12 protein-coding genes are annotated in these 15,371 nt (G+C 34.0%); 8 read left to right on the forward strand and 4 right to left on the reverse strand.

Features of this window, described 5'->3' with window-relative positions:
- Nucleotides 1–116 precede the first annotated feature (116 nt).
- From sufB to ACFINM_RS04625, 8 genes are all read left to right on the forward strand, one after another.
- Nucleotides 117–1,628, forward strand: a complete 1,512-nt coding sequence (gene sufB, locus ACFINM_RS04590; protein WP_375611898.1) for a Fe-S cluster assembly protein SufB — start codon at nucleotides 117–119, stop codon at nucleotides 1,626–1,628.
- A gap of 159 nt (nucleotides 1,629–1,787) precedes the next feature.
- Nucleotides 1,788–2,543 (forward strand): Fe-S cluster assembly ATPase SufC, encoded by a 756-nt coding sequence (gene sufC / locus ACFINM_RS04595; RefSeq protein WP_375621243.1) that lies wholly within the window; start codon nucleotides 1,788–1,790, stop codon nucleotides 2,541–2,543.
- Nucleotides 2,544–2,554: 11 nt separating this feature from the next.
- A complete protein-coding gene (gene sufD / locus ACFINM_RS04600; RefSeq protein WP_375640767.1) occupies nucleotides 2,555–3,817 on the forward strand; it encodes a Fe-S cluster assembly protein SufD in 1,263 nt (420 codons plus the stop codon).
- A gap of 10 nt (nucleotides 3,818–3,827) precedes the next feature.
- The gene (locus ACFINM_RS04605; RefSeq protein ID WP_375629820.1) at nucleotides 3,828–5,072 is read left to right on the forward strand and encodes a cysteine desulfurase; all 1,245 of its coding nucleotides are present in this window, start codon (nucleotides 3,828–3,830) and stop codon (nucleotides 5,070–5,072) included.
- Nucleotides 5,065–5,466, forward strand: a complete 402-nt coding sequence (locus tag ACFINM_RS04610) for an SUF system Fe-S cluster assembly protein (protein WP_273787976.1) — start codon at nucleotides 5,065–5,067, stop codon at nucleotides 5,464–5,466. The genes ACFINM_RS04605 and ACFINM_RS04610 overlap by 8 nt, the downstream gene beginning before the upstream one ends.
- An 83-nt stretch (nucleotides 5,467–5,549) precedes the next feature.
- A complete protein-coding gene (locus tag ACFINM_RS04615) occupies nucleotides 5,550–7,193 on the forward strand; it encodes a site-specific DNA-methyltransferase (protein WP_375640772.1) in 1,644 nt (547 codons plus the stop codon).
- Between the two features lie 22 nt (nucleotides 7,194–7,215).
- Nucleotides 7,216–9,969: a DEAD/DEAH box helicase gene (locus ACFINM_RS04620; RefSeq protein WP_375640777.1), complete on the forward strand. Its 2,754-nt coding sequence runs from the start codon at nucleotides 7,216–7,218 to the stop codon at nucleotides 9,967–9,969.
- 372 nt (nucleotides 9,970–10,341) lie between these two features.
- Entirely contained in the window at nucleotides 10,342–11,280 is a 939-nt protein-coding gene (locus ACFINM_RS04625; protein WP_375611904.1) for a COG2958 family protein, read from the forward strand.
- Between the two features lie 546 nt (nucleotides 11,281–11,826).
- On the opposite strand, the gene sodC is transcribed toward ACFINM_RS04625, so the two are convergent.
- The 4 genes from sodC to ACFINM_RS04645 all read right to left on the reverse strand — a co-directional run bounded on the left by sodC (nucleotide 11,827) and on the right by ACFINM_RS04645 (nucleotide 15,195).
- Complete coding sequence (gene sodC, locus ACFINM_RS04630) at nucleotides 11,827–12,354, reverse strand: superoxide dismutase [Cu-Zn] SodC (RefSeq protein ID WP_375621248.1); 528 nt, start codon at nucleotides 12,352–12,354, stop codon at nucleotides 11,827–11,829.
- Nucleotides 12,355–12,806: 452 nt separating this feature from the next.
- Nucleotides 12,807–13,115 (reverse strand): hypothetical protein, encoded by a 309-nt coding sequence (locus ACFINM_RS04635; RefSeq protein WP_375640782.1) that lies wholly within the window; start codon nucleotides 13,113–13,115, stop codon nucleotides 12,807–12,809.
- The gene (locus tag ACFINM_RS04640) at nucleotides 13,108–13,452 is read right to left on the reverse strand and encodes a hypothetical protein (RefSeq protein ID WP_375621250.1); all 345 of its coding nucleotides are present in this window, start codon (nucleotides 13,450–13,452) and stop codon (nucleotides 13,108–13,110) included. Before ACFINM_RS04640 ends, ACFINM_RS04635 begins: the two co-directional genes overlap by 8 nt.
- Nucleotides 13,453–13,968: 516 nt before the next feature.
- Nucleotides 13,969–15,195 (reverse strand): UbiH/UbiF family hydroxylase, encoded by a 1,227-nt coding sequence (locus ACFINM_RS04645; RefSeq protein ID WP_375629829.1) that lies wholly within the window; start codon nucleotides 15,193–15,195, stop codon nucleotides 13,969–13,971.
- Nucleotides 15,196–15,371 lie beyond the last annotated feature (176 nt).

Below are 15,371 nucleotides of genomic sequence, written 5' to 3' on the forward strand. Positions count from 1 at the left end.
TTTGATTGAAATTTTTGCGCTTTACCTATAGCCTAGGAGATAACTTGCTTACTTTAATCTTGTAAAAAACAAGACTTTAGTTACCGGTTTTTGACGCCAAAAAATGGAGAAAATTTATGCCGGCAGTACAAGAAACGATACGCCAAGTACGTGAAATAGATGTTGACCAATATAAATATGGTTTTGAAACCAATATTGAAACCGATAAAGCTCCAAAAGGCTTAAATGAGGATATTATCAAATTTATTTCCGCTAAAAAAAATGAGCCTGAATGGATGCTAACATGGCGCTTAAAAGCTTATCGCCGTTGGCTGACAATGCAAGAGCCTCATTGGGCGCGTCTTGAATATCCTAAAATTGATTTTCAGGAGCTTTATTATTATGCTGCTCCCAAAAATCATACAGGACCAAAATCTTTGGATGAAGTGGATCCTGAGTTATTAGCAACGTACGAAAAACTTGGCATTCCCCTTAAAGAACAAGAGATTTTGGCAGGAGTAAGAAAACAGTCTGATCCCTCCACTTTTGATGACAGTATGTCTGTATCGGGGCAGGTGGCTGTTGATGCAGTCTTTGATTCTGTTTCTGTTGTAACAACATTCAAAAAAGAGCTGGCACGCGCCGGTGTGATTTTTTGTTCTATTTCAGAGGCGATTATTGAACATTCTGAGCTTATCAAAGAATATTTAGGAACAGTTGTACCTATAAGTGATAATTATTATGCGGCCTTAAATGCTGCTGTCTTTACAGATGGTTCATTTGTTTATATTCCCAAAGGGGTTCGTTGTCCTATGGAGCTTTCAACTTATTTTAGGATTAATGAACGCAACACTGGCCAATTTGAACGAACATTGATTATCGCCGCTGAAGATTCCTATGTTTCTTATCTTGAAGGGTGTACAGCACCCCAACGTGATGAAAACCAACTTCATGCTGCTGTTGTTGAGCTTATTGCCCTTGAAAATGCAGAGATTAAATATTCTACAGTACAAAACTGGTATCCTGGCGATAAAGATGGAAAGGGCGGTATTTATAATTTTGTGACGAAGCGTGGAGATTGTCGAGGTGATAGCTCTAAAATTTCATGGACACAAGTTGAAACCGGTTCTGCGATTACTTGGAAATATCCATCCTGCTTACTCCGTGGTAATAATGCGCGTGGAGAATTTTATTCTATTGCTGTTGCAAACGGTTATCAACAAATTGATTCTGGTACAAAAATGATTCATTTGGGAGAGAATACATCCAGTCGCATTATTTCCAAAGGTATTTCTGCAGGTTTTTCAAATAACACTTATCGGGGACAAGTCACAGCGCATCGAAAAGCACAAAATGCGCGTAACTTTACGCAATGTGATAGTTTGTTAATCGGAAATGATTGTGGTGCGCATACAGTTCCTTATATTGAAGCAAAAAATGCAACAGCTCAGTTTGAACATGAAGCCACAACATCAAAAATTTCTGATGACCAACTTTTTTATGTTATGCAAAGAGGAATTCCCGAAGAAGAAGCTATCGCATTAATTGTAAATGGTTTTGTAAAAGAGGTCATTCAAAAACTTCCCATGGAATTTGCTGTCGAAGCACAAAAGCTTATTAGTATTAGCCTTGAAGGTAGTGTTGGATAATTTTATTTAATTAGATAAATAGAAGACTTTATGTAAAAAGGCTGTAACGGTAGCACATAATGCTAAAAATGACCTCTATGGTAATTACAAAAGTAGATGGATGCTAAGGTAAAATAATACGCATTGATATCTGAAAAACAGCCAAAACAGGATTAAATTATGTTAGAGATCAAAAATTTGCACGCCCGTATTGCTGAAACCGATACAGAAATTATTCGTGGTTTAAACTTGACAGTTCAAGATGGAGAAGTTGCCGCTATCATGGGACAAAATGGAGCCGGAAAATCAACTTTATCTTATTTGCTTGCTGGTCGTGATGATTATGAAATAACAGAAGGAGCTATTCTCTATAATGGACAATCACTTTTAGAAATGGATCCAGCAGAACGTGCTGCATATGGTGTTTTTCTTGCATTTCAATATCCAATGGAAATACCAGGGGTAGCAACAATGGAATTTTTAAAAGTTGCGATGAATTCTCAACGCAAAGCGCGAGGTGACGAAGAACTTAAAATTCCTGAATTTATAAAATGTGTTAAAGAAGTTTCAGCCAAACTTGAAATAGATATGGATATGCTAAAGCGTCCATTAAATGTAGGTTTTTCAGGTGGAGAAAAAAAACGCGCTGAAATTTTACAAATGGCACTTCTTGAACCTACACTTTGCATTTTAGATGAAACGGATTCTGGTTTAGATATTGATGCACTAAAAATTGTTGCAGATGGTGTTAATAAACTTCGGGATTCAAAACGTTCATTTTTGGTGATTACCCATTATCAACGGCTGCTTAATTATATTATTCCTGATACGGTACATGTTCTTTATAAAGGACAAATTATCAAAAGCGGTGATAAATCCTTAGCGCTTTATTTAGAGCAAAATGGGTATGCTGATCTTATTAGGGAAGCGGTTTGAGGTTATTAAATATGAATGCACAGCAAAACTTGTTAGCGGTTGAAGAAAATATACTCAGTAATTTCAATCAGTATGTAAACCACTTACCTGGTGATAAAGCTGTACAGGAAATCCGCAAGAAAACTATTGAGCAGTTTCAAATGACACGGCTTCCTTCCCGTAAAATCGAAAGTTGGCATTATACCAATCTGCGTACCTTACTGAAGTCTATTAGCAATTTTTCAAAAGTTCAAGACAATCAATTGGTTGATGCATTGCTTTCAGAAAGTGCTGTTTTCTCCATAAACAATGGAAAAACATCGATAGAGTCAAAGGTAGACAACATTGCAGTAAAACGCCTTTCAGACGCATTAGAAGATAATTCTGTACAGATAAATCAAAACATTTCTGATGAAGATTTTATTGGACAGTTAAATACAGCTTTTGTTACAGATGGTTGGCTTTTTCACATCCCTGAAAATACAAAGTTAAGTATCCCCATTGAATTACAAAATATACAAATGGGGGGACAATCTCATATTTTTTCGGATATAAAAGTTGATAAAAATAGTCAAGTTATGTTTATTGAACATCAGGTCGGCAATGATAAAGATACCTTTGTCAGTTCAATATTTTCATTAAATGTTGCTGCTGATAGTGATGTTACGTGGATTCTCATTCGCAATCGTGATTTTAATTCTACACAATTTGGTCGATTTTGTGCTGTTCTTGATCAAAGAGCGAAGTTATCACTTTATGTCATTAATATAGGGAGTCAATTAAATCGCCAAGAAATCGATATTGAATTACAGGGAGAAGAATCTGATTTTCAATTACGCGTCATAAATTTATTATCAGGACAAACACATAGTGATCTTACAATGACTGTTCGTCATGTGGAAGAAAAATCAACATCAACCGAAATTATACGCAATGTGGTTACAGATAAGGCTGTTGGTGTTTTCCAAGGAATAATACGTGTTTCTCAAAAAGCGCAAAAAACAGATGCACGCATGGCTTGTAATAGCCTTATTCTTTCAGATGATGCAGAATTTAATGCAAAGCCTGAACTGGAGATTTTTGCTGATGATGTTGCATGTGGTCATGGTGCAACAGTTGCTAATATTAATCATGATTATCTTTTTTATCTTATGACACGTGGTATCCCTTTTAAAACGGCTCGTGCGCTTTTGATTAAAGGATTTATCTCTGAGCTCATTGATGACATCAAGCAAGATAATATTCAAATCGTTTTGGAGAATATCATTAGTAAATGGCTTGAAAAAAATGTTTAAGGTAGAAAAAATGGAAAATAACGTACAAACATTTACTTATAATGTCGAAGAAATTCGGCGTGATTTTCCTATTTTGCACCATCAAGTTTATGGAAAGCGATTAGCATATCTTGATAGTAGTGCTTCTGCCCAAAAACCAATGTCAGTACTCAATGCAATGAATAATTATTATCACTATAGTTATGCTAATGTGCATAGGGGAATGTATTTTTTAGCCAATATAGCAACACAATCATATGAAAATTCTCGTGAAACCGTTCGTGTTTTTCTAAATGCTCAAAAAGCTGAAGAAATTGTTTTTACGAAAAATGCAACAGAAGCTATTAATACTGTTGCTTATGGTTGGGCGATGCCAAAACTCAAGGAAGGTGATGAGATTGTTCTAACGATCATGGAACATCATTCAAATATTATTCCTTGGCATTTTCTCCGTGAACAAAAAGGTGTTAAACTTATTTTTGTTCCTGTCGATGAAAATGGTGTTCTGCACATTGAAGATTTCCAAAAATCTTTAAGCGAAAAAACGCGGCTTGTTGCTATAACGCATATGTCCAATATATTAGGAACGGTGCCTCCTGTTAAAGAGATTATTAAGCTAGCACATCAAAATTCTATTCCGGTTCTTGTTGATGGTTCTCAAGGAGCAGTACATTTAACCGTTGATGTGCAAGATCTCGATTGTGATTGGTATGTCTTTACAGGTCATAAGCTTTATGGACCCACTGGTATTGGTGTTTTGTATGGTAAAGAAGATAGATTAGAAGAAATGCGTCCTTTTCAAGGGGGAGGGGAAATGATCGAGGAGGTAACAACCGATAAGGTTTTTTATAATGCTCCTCCTTACCGTTTTGAAGCAGGCACTCCTCCTATCGTTGAAGCTATTGGATTAACTGCGGCTATTGATTATATACAAGAGAAAGGTCGGAGTAAGATTCATGCCCATGAGAGGTCCCTTTTAGCTTATGCGCAGGAAAAACTTAAAATGGTTGAGTCATTGCGTATTTATGGTCATTCTCCCAATAAAGGAGCTATTATATCATTTACAATTGAAGGGATTCACGCCCATGATATCGCTATGTTTATTGATAGAAAAGGGGTTGCGATACGTGCGGGAACTCATTGTGCACAGCCTTTATTACAGCGCTTTGGTCTAACATCTATTTGCCGCGCATCGTTAGCCATGTATAACACTCAAGAGGATATAGATCAATTAGTAGAAGCATTGCAAGAAACAAGGACATTTTTTAATGGCTGAATCAATTGAAGAGCGTCATTCTACAGAATCCGTTGAAACTGTAAGCGAAAATAAAAAATCTTACATATCAGCAATTCCAGCAGACGAAATTGATCGTATGACAAATGATATTATTGCTGCTCTCAAAACAGTTTATGACCCAGAGATTCCTGCTGATATTTATGAGCTAGGACTGATTTATCGTATTGATATTGAAGATGATCGTTCAGTAAAAATTGAAATGACTCTTACAGCACCGGGATGTCCTGTTGCGGGTGAAATGCCAGGGTGGGTAGAAAATGCAGTCAGTGCAGTTGAAGGGGTTTCGTATGTTGAAGTCACTATGACTTTTGATCCACCATGGACACCTGATTGTATGTCAGAAGAAGCTCAAATTGCTGTCGGATGGTACTAAAAGTATTGTTAAGAGACTCTAATTTAGCCATTCATGAATAAGCTGTTTACTTTTCACAAGCATTTGAATTTAAGGACGATCGCATGAGTTATAATAAACAAAAACTAGAACTCACTTGGATTGGAAAAGAAAAACGCCCAAAACTAGAGCCTCGTATCTTATTAGAAGATCTTGAAAAATCTTATCACGCTCCGCACCAAGTATCTACCCAAGATATTTTTGATAATAAACTCATTTTTGGTGATAATTTGCTCGCACTCAAAGCGCTTGAACAAGAATATATGGGGAAGGTAAAATGTATCTATATCGATCCGCCTTATAATACAGGCAATGCCTTTGAACATTATGAAGATGGTTTAGAGCATTCCATATGGCTCAGCCTTATGAGAGACAGGCTAGAATTGTTACATCATTTACTGGCGGATGATGGAAGTATCTGGATTTCCATTGATGATGATGAACAAGCTTATCTTAAAGTGATGATGGATGAAATTTTTGGTCGCCAAAATTTCATCAACAACATTATTTGGCAAAAAAAATTTGCTCCGCAGAATGATGCAAAGTGGCTTTCAGACAATCATGATTTCGTGATAGTTTATGCCAAAGATAAAACGATTTGGCGCCCTCAATTGCTTCCTCGTTCAAGCGATATGGATGCGCGCTATAAAAATCCTGATAATGATCCGCGTGGGTTATGGCAATCTGGAGATTTGTCCGTAAAAAGAGTAACGCCTAAGGATATTTATGAAATCATCACACCTTCTGGACGCAAGGTGATGCCTCCTAATGGTAGAAGTTGGGCTATAAATGAAAAAAAATTCTTTGAATTATTGAAAGATAATCGTATTTGGTTTGGAACAGATAATAATGGAGTGCCACGTATTAAGCGTTTTTTATCAGAAGTAAAAAATGGTATGGTTTCAATGACGATTTGGCCCTACACAGAAGTGGGACACAACCAAGATGCCAAAAGAGAAGTTAAAATTTTTAATTCTGATAGTGTCTTTACAACTCCTAAACCGGAACGTTTAATGGAACGCATTATTCAACTTGCCACTAATCCCGGTGATCTTGTACTGGATTCTTTTGCTGGTTCTGGCACAACCGGTGCTGTTGCCCATAAAATGGGAAGGAAGTGGATTATGATTGAACTTGGTGAGCATTGTCACACCCACATTATCCCTCGTTTAAAACAAGTCATTGATGGAACTGATCAAGGGGGAATTTCCAAAAGTGTCAATTGGCAAGGTGGCGGTGGATTCCGTTATTATCGCCTTGCACCTTCCCTGTTGCAAAAAGATCCATGGGGACAATGGATTATTAGTCGCGAATATAATGCTGCCATGCTATCAGAAGCCATGTGCAAACATATGGGATTTACCTACGCACCTGATGAAAATCATTATTGGATGCAAGGGTATTCAACCGAAACAGATTATATTTATGTCACAACAAGCGCTATGACCCATGAACAACTCCGTATAATGAGTGAAGAGGTTGGCTCTCATCGCACGTTGCTGGTTTGTGGTACAGCCTTTGATACAAAATCAGCATTCTTTGAAAATCTAACACTCACTAAAATCCCCCGTGCAATATTAGAAAAATGCGAATGGGGAAGGGACGATTACAGTTTAAATGTAGCCAATCTTGAACCAGTGATTGTGGTAAAAGAAAACAACAAAAATAAAGATATTATTACGCAAGCAGAATTAGATTTATTTGAATAGTATATAAAAAGCGGAGTTTTTCATGAACACTGTTGAAAAAAGGATTTCTGCTCGCTTATCGTTACGTGATCCTCAACGTGAATCTTTAAATATTTTGGTAAAAATCTTAGAAAATATAGAGCTTTCTAAAAATGCTGATTTGGTTGCAGAGTTAGAAGTGATAAAAAATCTTTATCCTTCTGTACAAGATTTTGAACGAAATTTTCCCTCTTTTTGTTTTGCCTTAGCAACGGGTGTTGGGAAAACGCGACTTATGGGGGCTTTTATCAGCTATCTTTATTTAACAGGTCGTAGTCGCCATTTTTTTGTTTTAGCGCCAAATTTGACTATTTATGAAAAGTTAAAACAGGATTTTAGTCCCCAAAGTCCGAAGTATGTTTTCAGTGGAATGAGTGAATTTATTGCCAATAGACCCGTTATTATTACAGGTGAAGATTATGAAAGTGGTAAAGGTATTCGTGTTGATGAACACCATATTCAAGGACAAAAGCGTTTGTTTGAGAATAGAGATACGGCCTTTATCAATATTTTTAATATTTCTAAAATTAATACAACGGATAATAAAAAAGGCGCACTAAAATCTAGTATTCCGCGAATTAAACGCTTACAAGAAACGATTGGTGAAAGTTATTTTGATTATCTCGCAAATCTTCCTGATTTAGTTTTGTTAATGGATGAAGCACATCGTTATCGAGCTTCTGCTGGTGCGGCAGCAATTAATGAGTTAAAACCTGTTTTAGGAATAGAGCTTACAGCGACACCAAAAACAATAGGTGCAAAACCCGTAGATTTTAAAAATGTTGTCTATAGTTATTCACTTGCAGAGGCTATGAGAGATGGTTTTGTAAAAGAGCCTGCTGTTGCTACACGTAAAGATTTTCAACCTCAAAATTATACATCTGAACAATTAGAACATATCAAATTACAAGATGCAATTCATGCCCATGAAAACGTGAAAGCAGATTTAATTGCCTATGCCAAAGATTATAACAAAAAGTTTGTTAAGCCTTTTATTTTAGTTGTCGCTCAAGATACAAATCATGCACAGAAATTGCGTGATTTATTGGAAACAGATGATTTTTTTGCAGGAGCTTATAAGGGAAAAGTTATAGAGATTCATACAAAACAGTCGAATATAGAAGAAGATCAAAATATTCAAAAGCTGATTGCAATTGAAGATTCTCATGACCCAACAGAAATTGTTATTCACGTTAATAAATTAAAGGAGGGGTGGGATGTTACGAATCTCTATACTATTGTACCGTTGCGTGCATCGGCTTCAGAAATTTTAACAGAGCAAACAATTGGGCGTGGATTGCGTTTGCCTTATGGGTATAGAACAGGCGTGGAAGCTATTGATCGTTTAACAATTATTGCGCATGATCGTTTTCAAGATATTATTGATCGTGCAAACGATCCAAACTCAATTATAAAAAAGCATATTGAGATTGGAACAGGAGGGAATATCCCCTTTGAAAAGACCGATATAGTGACAGTTCCAAGTCAAGTAGAAGCTTTATTGATGCAAACGATGGTAATACGTAATTCCGATATAAATGGAGCATCTTCTGATTTACAAGGTATCATATTACGTCATACAGATTCCCCTACATTAACGCCTGAAGAGCAAGATATTGCAGCGATCGCGTGGGATCTTATCAAAGAGAATGATAAATTGCCAAGTTCTCAAATGCTTTGTTCTGCACAGATACAAGAAAAAATTGCTAATAAAGTTATGAATATTAAGCCTTCATCACAAAAGTCTCTTGTATCAAAAGTGGTGACAATTCTGACAAAACAATTAACAGAACTAATAATAGATATTCCAAATATTATACTCATTCCTTCGCGTGATGTTACTTATGGTTTTTATGATTTTGATTTGGAAAATTTAGAAAACTTAAATTTTCAACCTGTTAGTAAAGAACTTTTAATTCGAGAATTGCGTACCCATAAAAGCATTTTTCTCACATCTAAGAATGAATATGTCAAAGAGCCTTATCTTGAAAACTACATCATTCGTGGTTTGATTGATAATGACTTTGTCGATTATGATAACCATACGCTCTTATTACGAAAATTAGCTAGTCAGATAGTAGAACATTTCCGATCTTATTTACCCAATGATACAGCTGTTGAGAACGTATTAATTCACTATCAGCACAAGCTTACTAGTTTTATTGTTGCGCAATTAAGAGAACATCAATGGGAAACGCAAAAAGATTATGCGGTTAAAGTTACACGAGGTTTTACAATTTTACAACCTATCCATTATGTGTTGCCGCAAGGGACGTCTCCTCTTGATTTTCGTAATATTCCTGCCATTAAAAGCGATATTAAAAAACTTGTATTCAGCGGCTTTAGAAAATGCTGTTATCCTTTACAAAAGTTTGATTCAGTAGAAGGGGAATTACGATTTGCCCAAATATTAGAGGATGATGCAAAAGTATTGAAATGGATGAAACCCGCTCGAGGTTTTTTCAGAATAGAATATGATAAAGGATCAATCTATGAACCAGACTTTGTTGTAGAAACGAAGGATGCCAAATATCTTTGTGAGCCTAAAAAAGCCTCTGAAATGCAAAATCCTATTGTTTTAAAAAAGAGAGAAGCTGCAGTTCAATGGTGTTGTCATGCAACGCGCTATGCGGCAACTTATGGCGATAAAAAATGGTATTATGTTCTTATTCCCCATGATGCTATTAAAGCAAATAGTAGTTTTGAAGGTTTGTGTGCAGAGTTTACCATTTCAGAATCTATACTTGAGAGCTCATAACTTTTTGCTTCAAAAATAAAACACATAAGTTTTTTTAATTGACGGGTGTGAGGTTCAATCAAATATTTGAATAATTATTTTAACTTTTTTCTAACGACGTTAAAAGAAAAATGTATAGAAAAGTTATACAAGATTATGCTTTTGTATGGGGATTTGTAGCACATTTACAATTTTTTATAAAAGTACAATCTTATTTTCGTTATGTGAAAAGATCTTTGAGTTATAGTTATAAATTAAAAAAAATATTTTAATTTTATTGAGTAATTTGATAAATGTTCTTTTTTTAAAAAAACTTAAACAGTTTATTGTTCTTTCATTTAAAACGCCTGAATATAATGAAATACCCAGAGGATAAAAGGGGGAGTTTTTCATATGACTTTAAATTTAACAAACACTGTTTTTAATTTTTTAAAGAAAAACCCGACAAAAAAGTTTACAGCTCGAGAAATTGCTCAATGGATATTTGAAAATTACCCAGAAAAATGCCGTCAAAAACAAAAGAATTCAACGGCAATAATCACTCCCCTTAATAGTGATGCAGCTCTTATTCAGCAAATTGTTGCTGAAATAGGGGCAAAACGCCCTCAGTTACAAAAGCGTTATTCAGAAATTAAAACCACTGAAGGACGACCGCGACAATATTATTTTACTGAACAAACAGATAGTGCTGAAATTGATACAATAGAGGACAATGCAAAGAGTAGAACAGAAGATGGCTCTGTTAAAGAGCATGATCTTTATCCATTATTATCTAAATTTTTATGGTCAGAGCTTGCAGTTTATAGCAAGCGCATTAATGAGAAATGTTCTCGTAATAAACATGGTGCAGGCGGAAATAAATGGCTTTATCCAGATCTCGTAGGGATGCAAGATTTAAGCAAGGAATGGAATCGTGAAATCAAAGACTGTGTTTTGCAATATTTTGATAAAAAGACAAAGCTTTGGTCTTTTGAAGTAAAAATTCTCATCAATCGTTCAAATTTACGAAAAGCATTTTTTCAAACAGTTAGTAATTCTTCATGGGCTAATTTGAGTTATTTAGTTGCTAGTGAAATTGAAGGAGTTGATACATTAAAAGAGCTTCGGATGCTTTCAAGTTTGCATGGAATTGGATTTATAAGACTTAATAAGGAAAACTCTTCCGAGAGTGAAATCTTAATTCCTGCCAAAGAACGTAGTGATATTGATTGGGATACTGCTAATAGATTAGTGGAGGAAAACAAAGATTTTCTTGATTATATTAAGCTCATTCGTCAATTTTATCAAACTGGTGAGATGCGTCCACTAGATTGGGATCGTATGTATCTATGAGGAGTATTTTTAAAAAGACTCTATTATTTAAAAGCCTTTTTTCAGAGTGATGAAAAATTACTCTAATTATTTTGTTTGACTTATTATATTGATATTGTATCAATTAAAATTTTTCTCACGTACCTCATGAGTAGGGTTGAGTAGGGGAAGAGTAAAAATTCTGTTTTAGGCCTGTTATATTTTGTGCATTGAGCGTGATTCCATTAGATACTAGACTTAATGATTATAATTTATTATAAATTTTTTATTATAGAGAGTGAAATTCGACTTTTTTGCTTTTTTACATCAAGCATGGAAAATATTACTTCCTCATATTGAAGTCTTCTTACGGAGAATTTACACTACTATTTCTTTAATTTCCATTGCTGTTCGTTTTGATGATTATTAAGCTTTTTGTTATCCGAACTAAACATTCAAAAAAACATTAATTTTATAAAATATTCACACAGTTTACTCAATTTCTTGAAATAGATTTAAAAAATAAATTTCTCTCACACCTTATGGTAAAGGGAGTGTGTACTGTCGCAGTCTGCCACAATACACTCTTTATTTTTCAATAATACCGCACGCTAAACGTGCACCACCTCCGCCAAGCGGTAATGGTTTATCTGATTGATTATCAGCCCCTAAATGAATGACTAAAGAGCGCCCTTTAATTTCAGAGATTTTTTTTAATCGTGGAGCAAGAACGCTCATTATGGCATATCCCTGCTTATCAACATAAAGTGCTGGTAAATCACCAAGATGACCATTGACATTATAAGGTCCTAAATGTTTTCCGGTATGTTCCGGATCATAATGTCCACCTGCGCTTCCACCAATTATACCATCTTTTGTATCACATGAAGGATTTACATGTACATGAAAACCATGTATCCCTTCTGATAAAGTAGATAAATTAGGGATGAAAATCAAACCGTGTATGTTTTCTTCAATTTTAATGCTACCAATAGCCTTTTTGGAATTGTTATCTTCTAATTTATAAATATTTACTTGTTTTGATAGTGCTAATGCAGAATTTTTATGAATTAAAAATGCCATAAAAAACAATAATGATAATAATATTTTTTTCATGAAATACCTTTATCTTATACTTTAATATATTATATCTATAAATAACAATCTATATTAATGATATATTATATAAATGTCTTAAATTTAAATTTAAGAAAAATAATTTACATAGAAATATTCTGTTATTAGAAAGAGCAAATAAATTAAAGTGTGTTTATATATATTTCTGAACATAACTTTTATTTCTTGATCTATAAAAAATACAGCTTTTATGGATGGATAATTATATCTCGCTTACATTTCTTCAAGAGATGCTTTTAAAAAATCTACTTTTTGAGGTATAATAAGAAATTAAATAAGGAATTTTAGTAAGTTAGATGTTATTTCATTTATAATATGATAATCGTTTCATCAAAAAAAGAACATATAATTTGTTGATGATTTAATTGTTTTTCATAGAAAAAATGACGAGAAATTTCTATTCATTATGAAATTTATAAGAGAAAAAATTATTATGATTCATATAAATTTCCCAATAAAATACAGCATATACCGACACTCCCTCCCATTCCTGATCCTATCAGTGCTCCTATTATTATTCCGGCAGAAAGTGCTACTCCTATACCCATTGTGATAACTGGACCAAATCCTGGAAGAGCAATATAACCATAAGCTGCAAGAGTTGCCGCGATAGCTCCTGATATGCTACCATTTAAACCGCCAATGAAAGCAAATTCTTTAATAGAATGGTAGCACTTTTTTAATTTTTTTTTCTTACAGCTGTGAAAAGAAACGTTGCTGTAAGTTTTTAAATCAATCATATTCTTTTCTTTCATTTTGAATGCTAACTGTTCCTGAATAGTCAACGGATACGAAAAAAAGGGACTTTTTAAATTTTACTAAAGCACGCCAGATACCATTGTCATCTAAGCGCAATCGTTTAATATTCCCAAAACCATTTTGCATAAGACAATTTTTAACTTGTGAAGCAGTAAATGAGTTCTGACCTATTTTAGTGACCTTTTGAGTAGAGCTATAGGTAAAGGTTTGACAATAAGGAAGGTGAAAAACTTCACTTATTGAAGTCGTGACTATCAACGAGACACATGCAATCATTATAAAAAAAGTACTTAATTTCAAAAAATTATTTAGTGTCATCTTGTTACCATTTGTTGAAACAACACTTCATTAACCTCTGTGTTACTAACAGGTTCCAAAGATGATTTTATTTTTAATATTATACTTAACAATAAAAATTTTTAAAAATATATTGATTAAATAAAACTGTTTTTTTATTATTTATTTTCTTATTAAAATTAATTTTATAAAATAACTTTTTCAAAACGGTATTATTTTTCATTTTATTTATAGTTCTAAATTTAACAGCTATGATTTAGAAGATATCTTTATAATTTAATTTGTAGTATATAATTCAGTTTTCTCTTATTTCATATCAACATACTAAATATATATAATAATTTTTAATAAAAAATAATTTACAGTTATATTAATTACACATGTTATTATTATAAATAAATCAAATAAATATAATTAATTATTTTAATATAATTTGTTAATTCTTATAAAGAACAAAAATATTTTTTATATCAGTAATAGATATGATTGCAAAATGCAATTTATTATTTATTATTTTACGTTATTATCCATTATTGCTTAGTAGAGCTGTTTTGATGATTTTGTTGGAAATATTTGCATAATTTCCTTAAATCCATAACCGGGATACATTCCTTCGCGCATAAATAAATTACGTAATGGTGGGAAACTATGCAACAAACCAAGCCCAATGCTTCGTATGATATGAACAGGCAACATATGAGAAAGTAGAGCAGAGTTCAGCGCATGAACAGCTCCACTTCGGATTAATATATCTGGTTTGCGGCATTTGTTATAATGTGCAACAATCATTTCAGAGTTAGAATTGGATATTTTATTGGGTAAAATATCAATTAAAGTTTGGACATCACGGAATCCTAAATTCAATCCCTGTGCCCCAATAGGGGGAAAAACATGAGCGGCTTCACCCACTAAAATTGTTCGATTAGCAGCAAAATGATGAGAAAGAAGTCCGAAAAGCGGCCATGCTTGAATTGATGTTTCTAAGCTTAGCTTTCCAAGCATTGATTGCATTTGGTTTTCGATCATTTTTGCAATTGTTTTTGGTTCTATATTTAATAATTCCTCAGCGCGGGAAGGATGAACAACCCATACAAGACTAGATCTTCGTCCTGGTAGTGGAATCTGTGTAAATGGACCGTGTTCTGTATGAAATTCAGTTGATGTATTTTGATGAGAAAACTCATGAGAAAAGTTGAGAACAAGTGCTTTTTGTGGATAATTCCACTGTTTGACACTTATCCCTGCTGCGGCACGTGTAAGAGAGTGACGTCCATCAGCTGCAACAACAAGTGGTGCTTGAATAATTCTATGATCAGCAAGAGTAATGCATACATGGTTTTTTGTGTGATGAACAGATTTGGCTGCAGAAACAAATCTTGTAATATTGGGTGTATGTGTAACAGCGTCGACTAAAGCACTGTTCAATTTTACATTAGGTATATTATAGCCAAAAGCTTTTTCGCCAATTTCAGTAGAAGAAAAATGCACCGTAGGAGCATGCACAATTCTAGAAGTTATATCTATAATTCTCATGGACGATAAAGCAGCTGCATGTTTTTGAAGATTATCCCAAATATTGAGTTTTTGAAGCGTGCGTATCGCGGGCATCATAAGAGCCGTTGTCCGTAACTCATCTGTATGAGCAGGGGGCCCAACAAGAAAAACAGAAAGCCCCTTCTGTGCAAGACTCAGCGCGGCTAACATTCCGACAGGACCTGCACCAATAACAGCAATATCTTTATACTCTTCCTTTTCAAATATCACAACGATTTGAACCTTTATTCATTGAGAAAATATTTTAACATTTCCAAATGATCTCTCTCTTTTTATTATATGAAGCTCTTCTATTATTATAGTATGTAATAAATAATGCGATATAAAAAAGTAACCTTTTTATGATTTTTTTAAATGCTGAGTTATATCATCGTTAAAAAATGGCG

The sequence above is a fragment of the Bartonella sp. AA168HLJHH genome, assembly GCF_042197365.1.
Lineage (GTDB): Bacteria > Pseudomonadota > Alphaproteobacteria > Rhizobiales > Rhizobiaceae > Bartonella.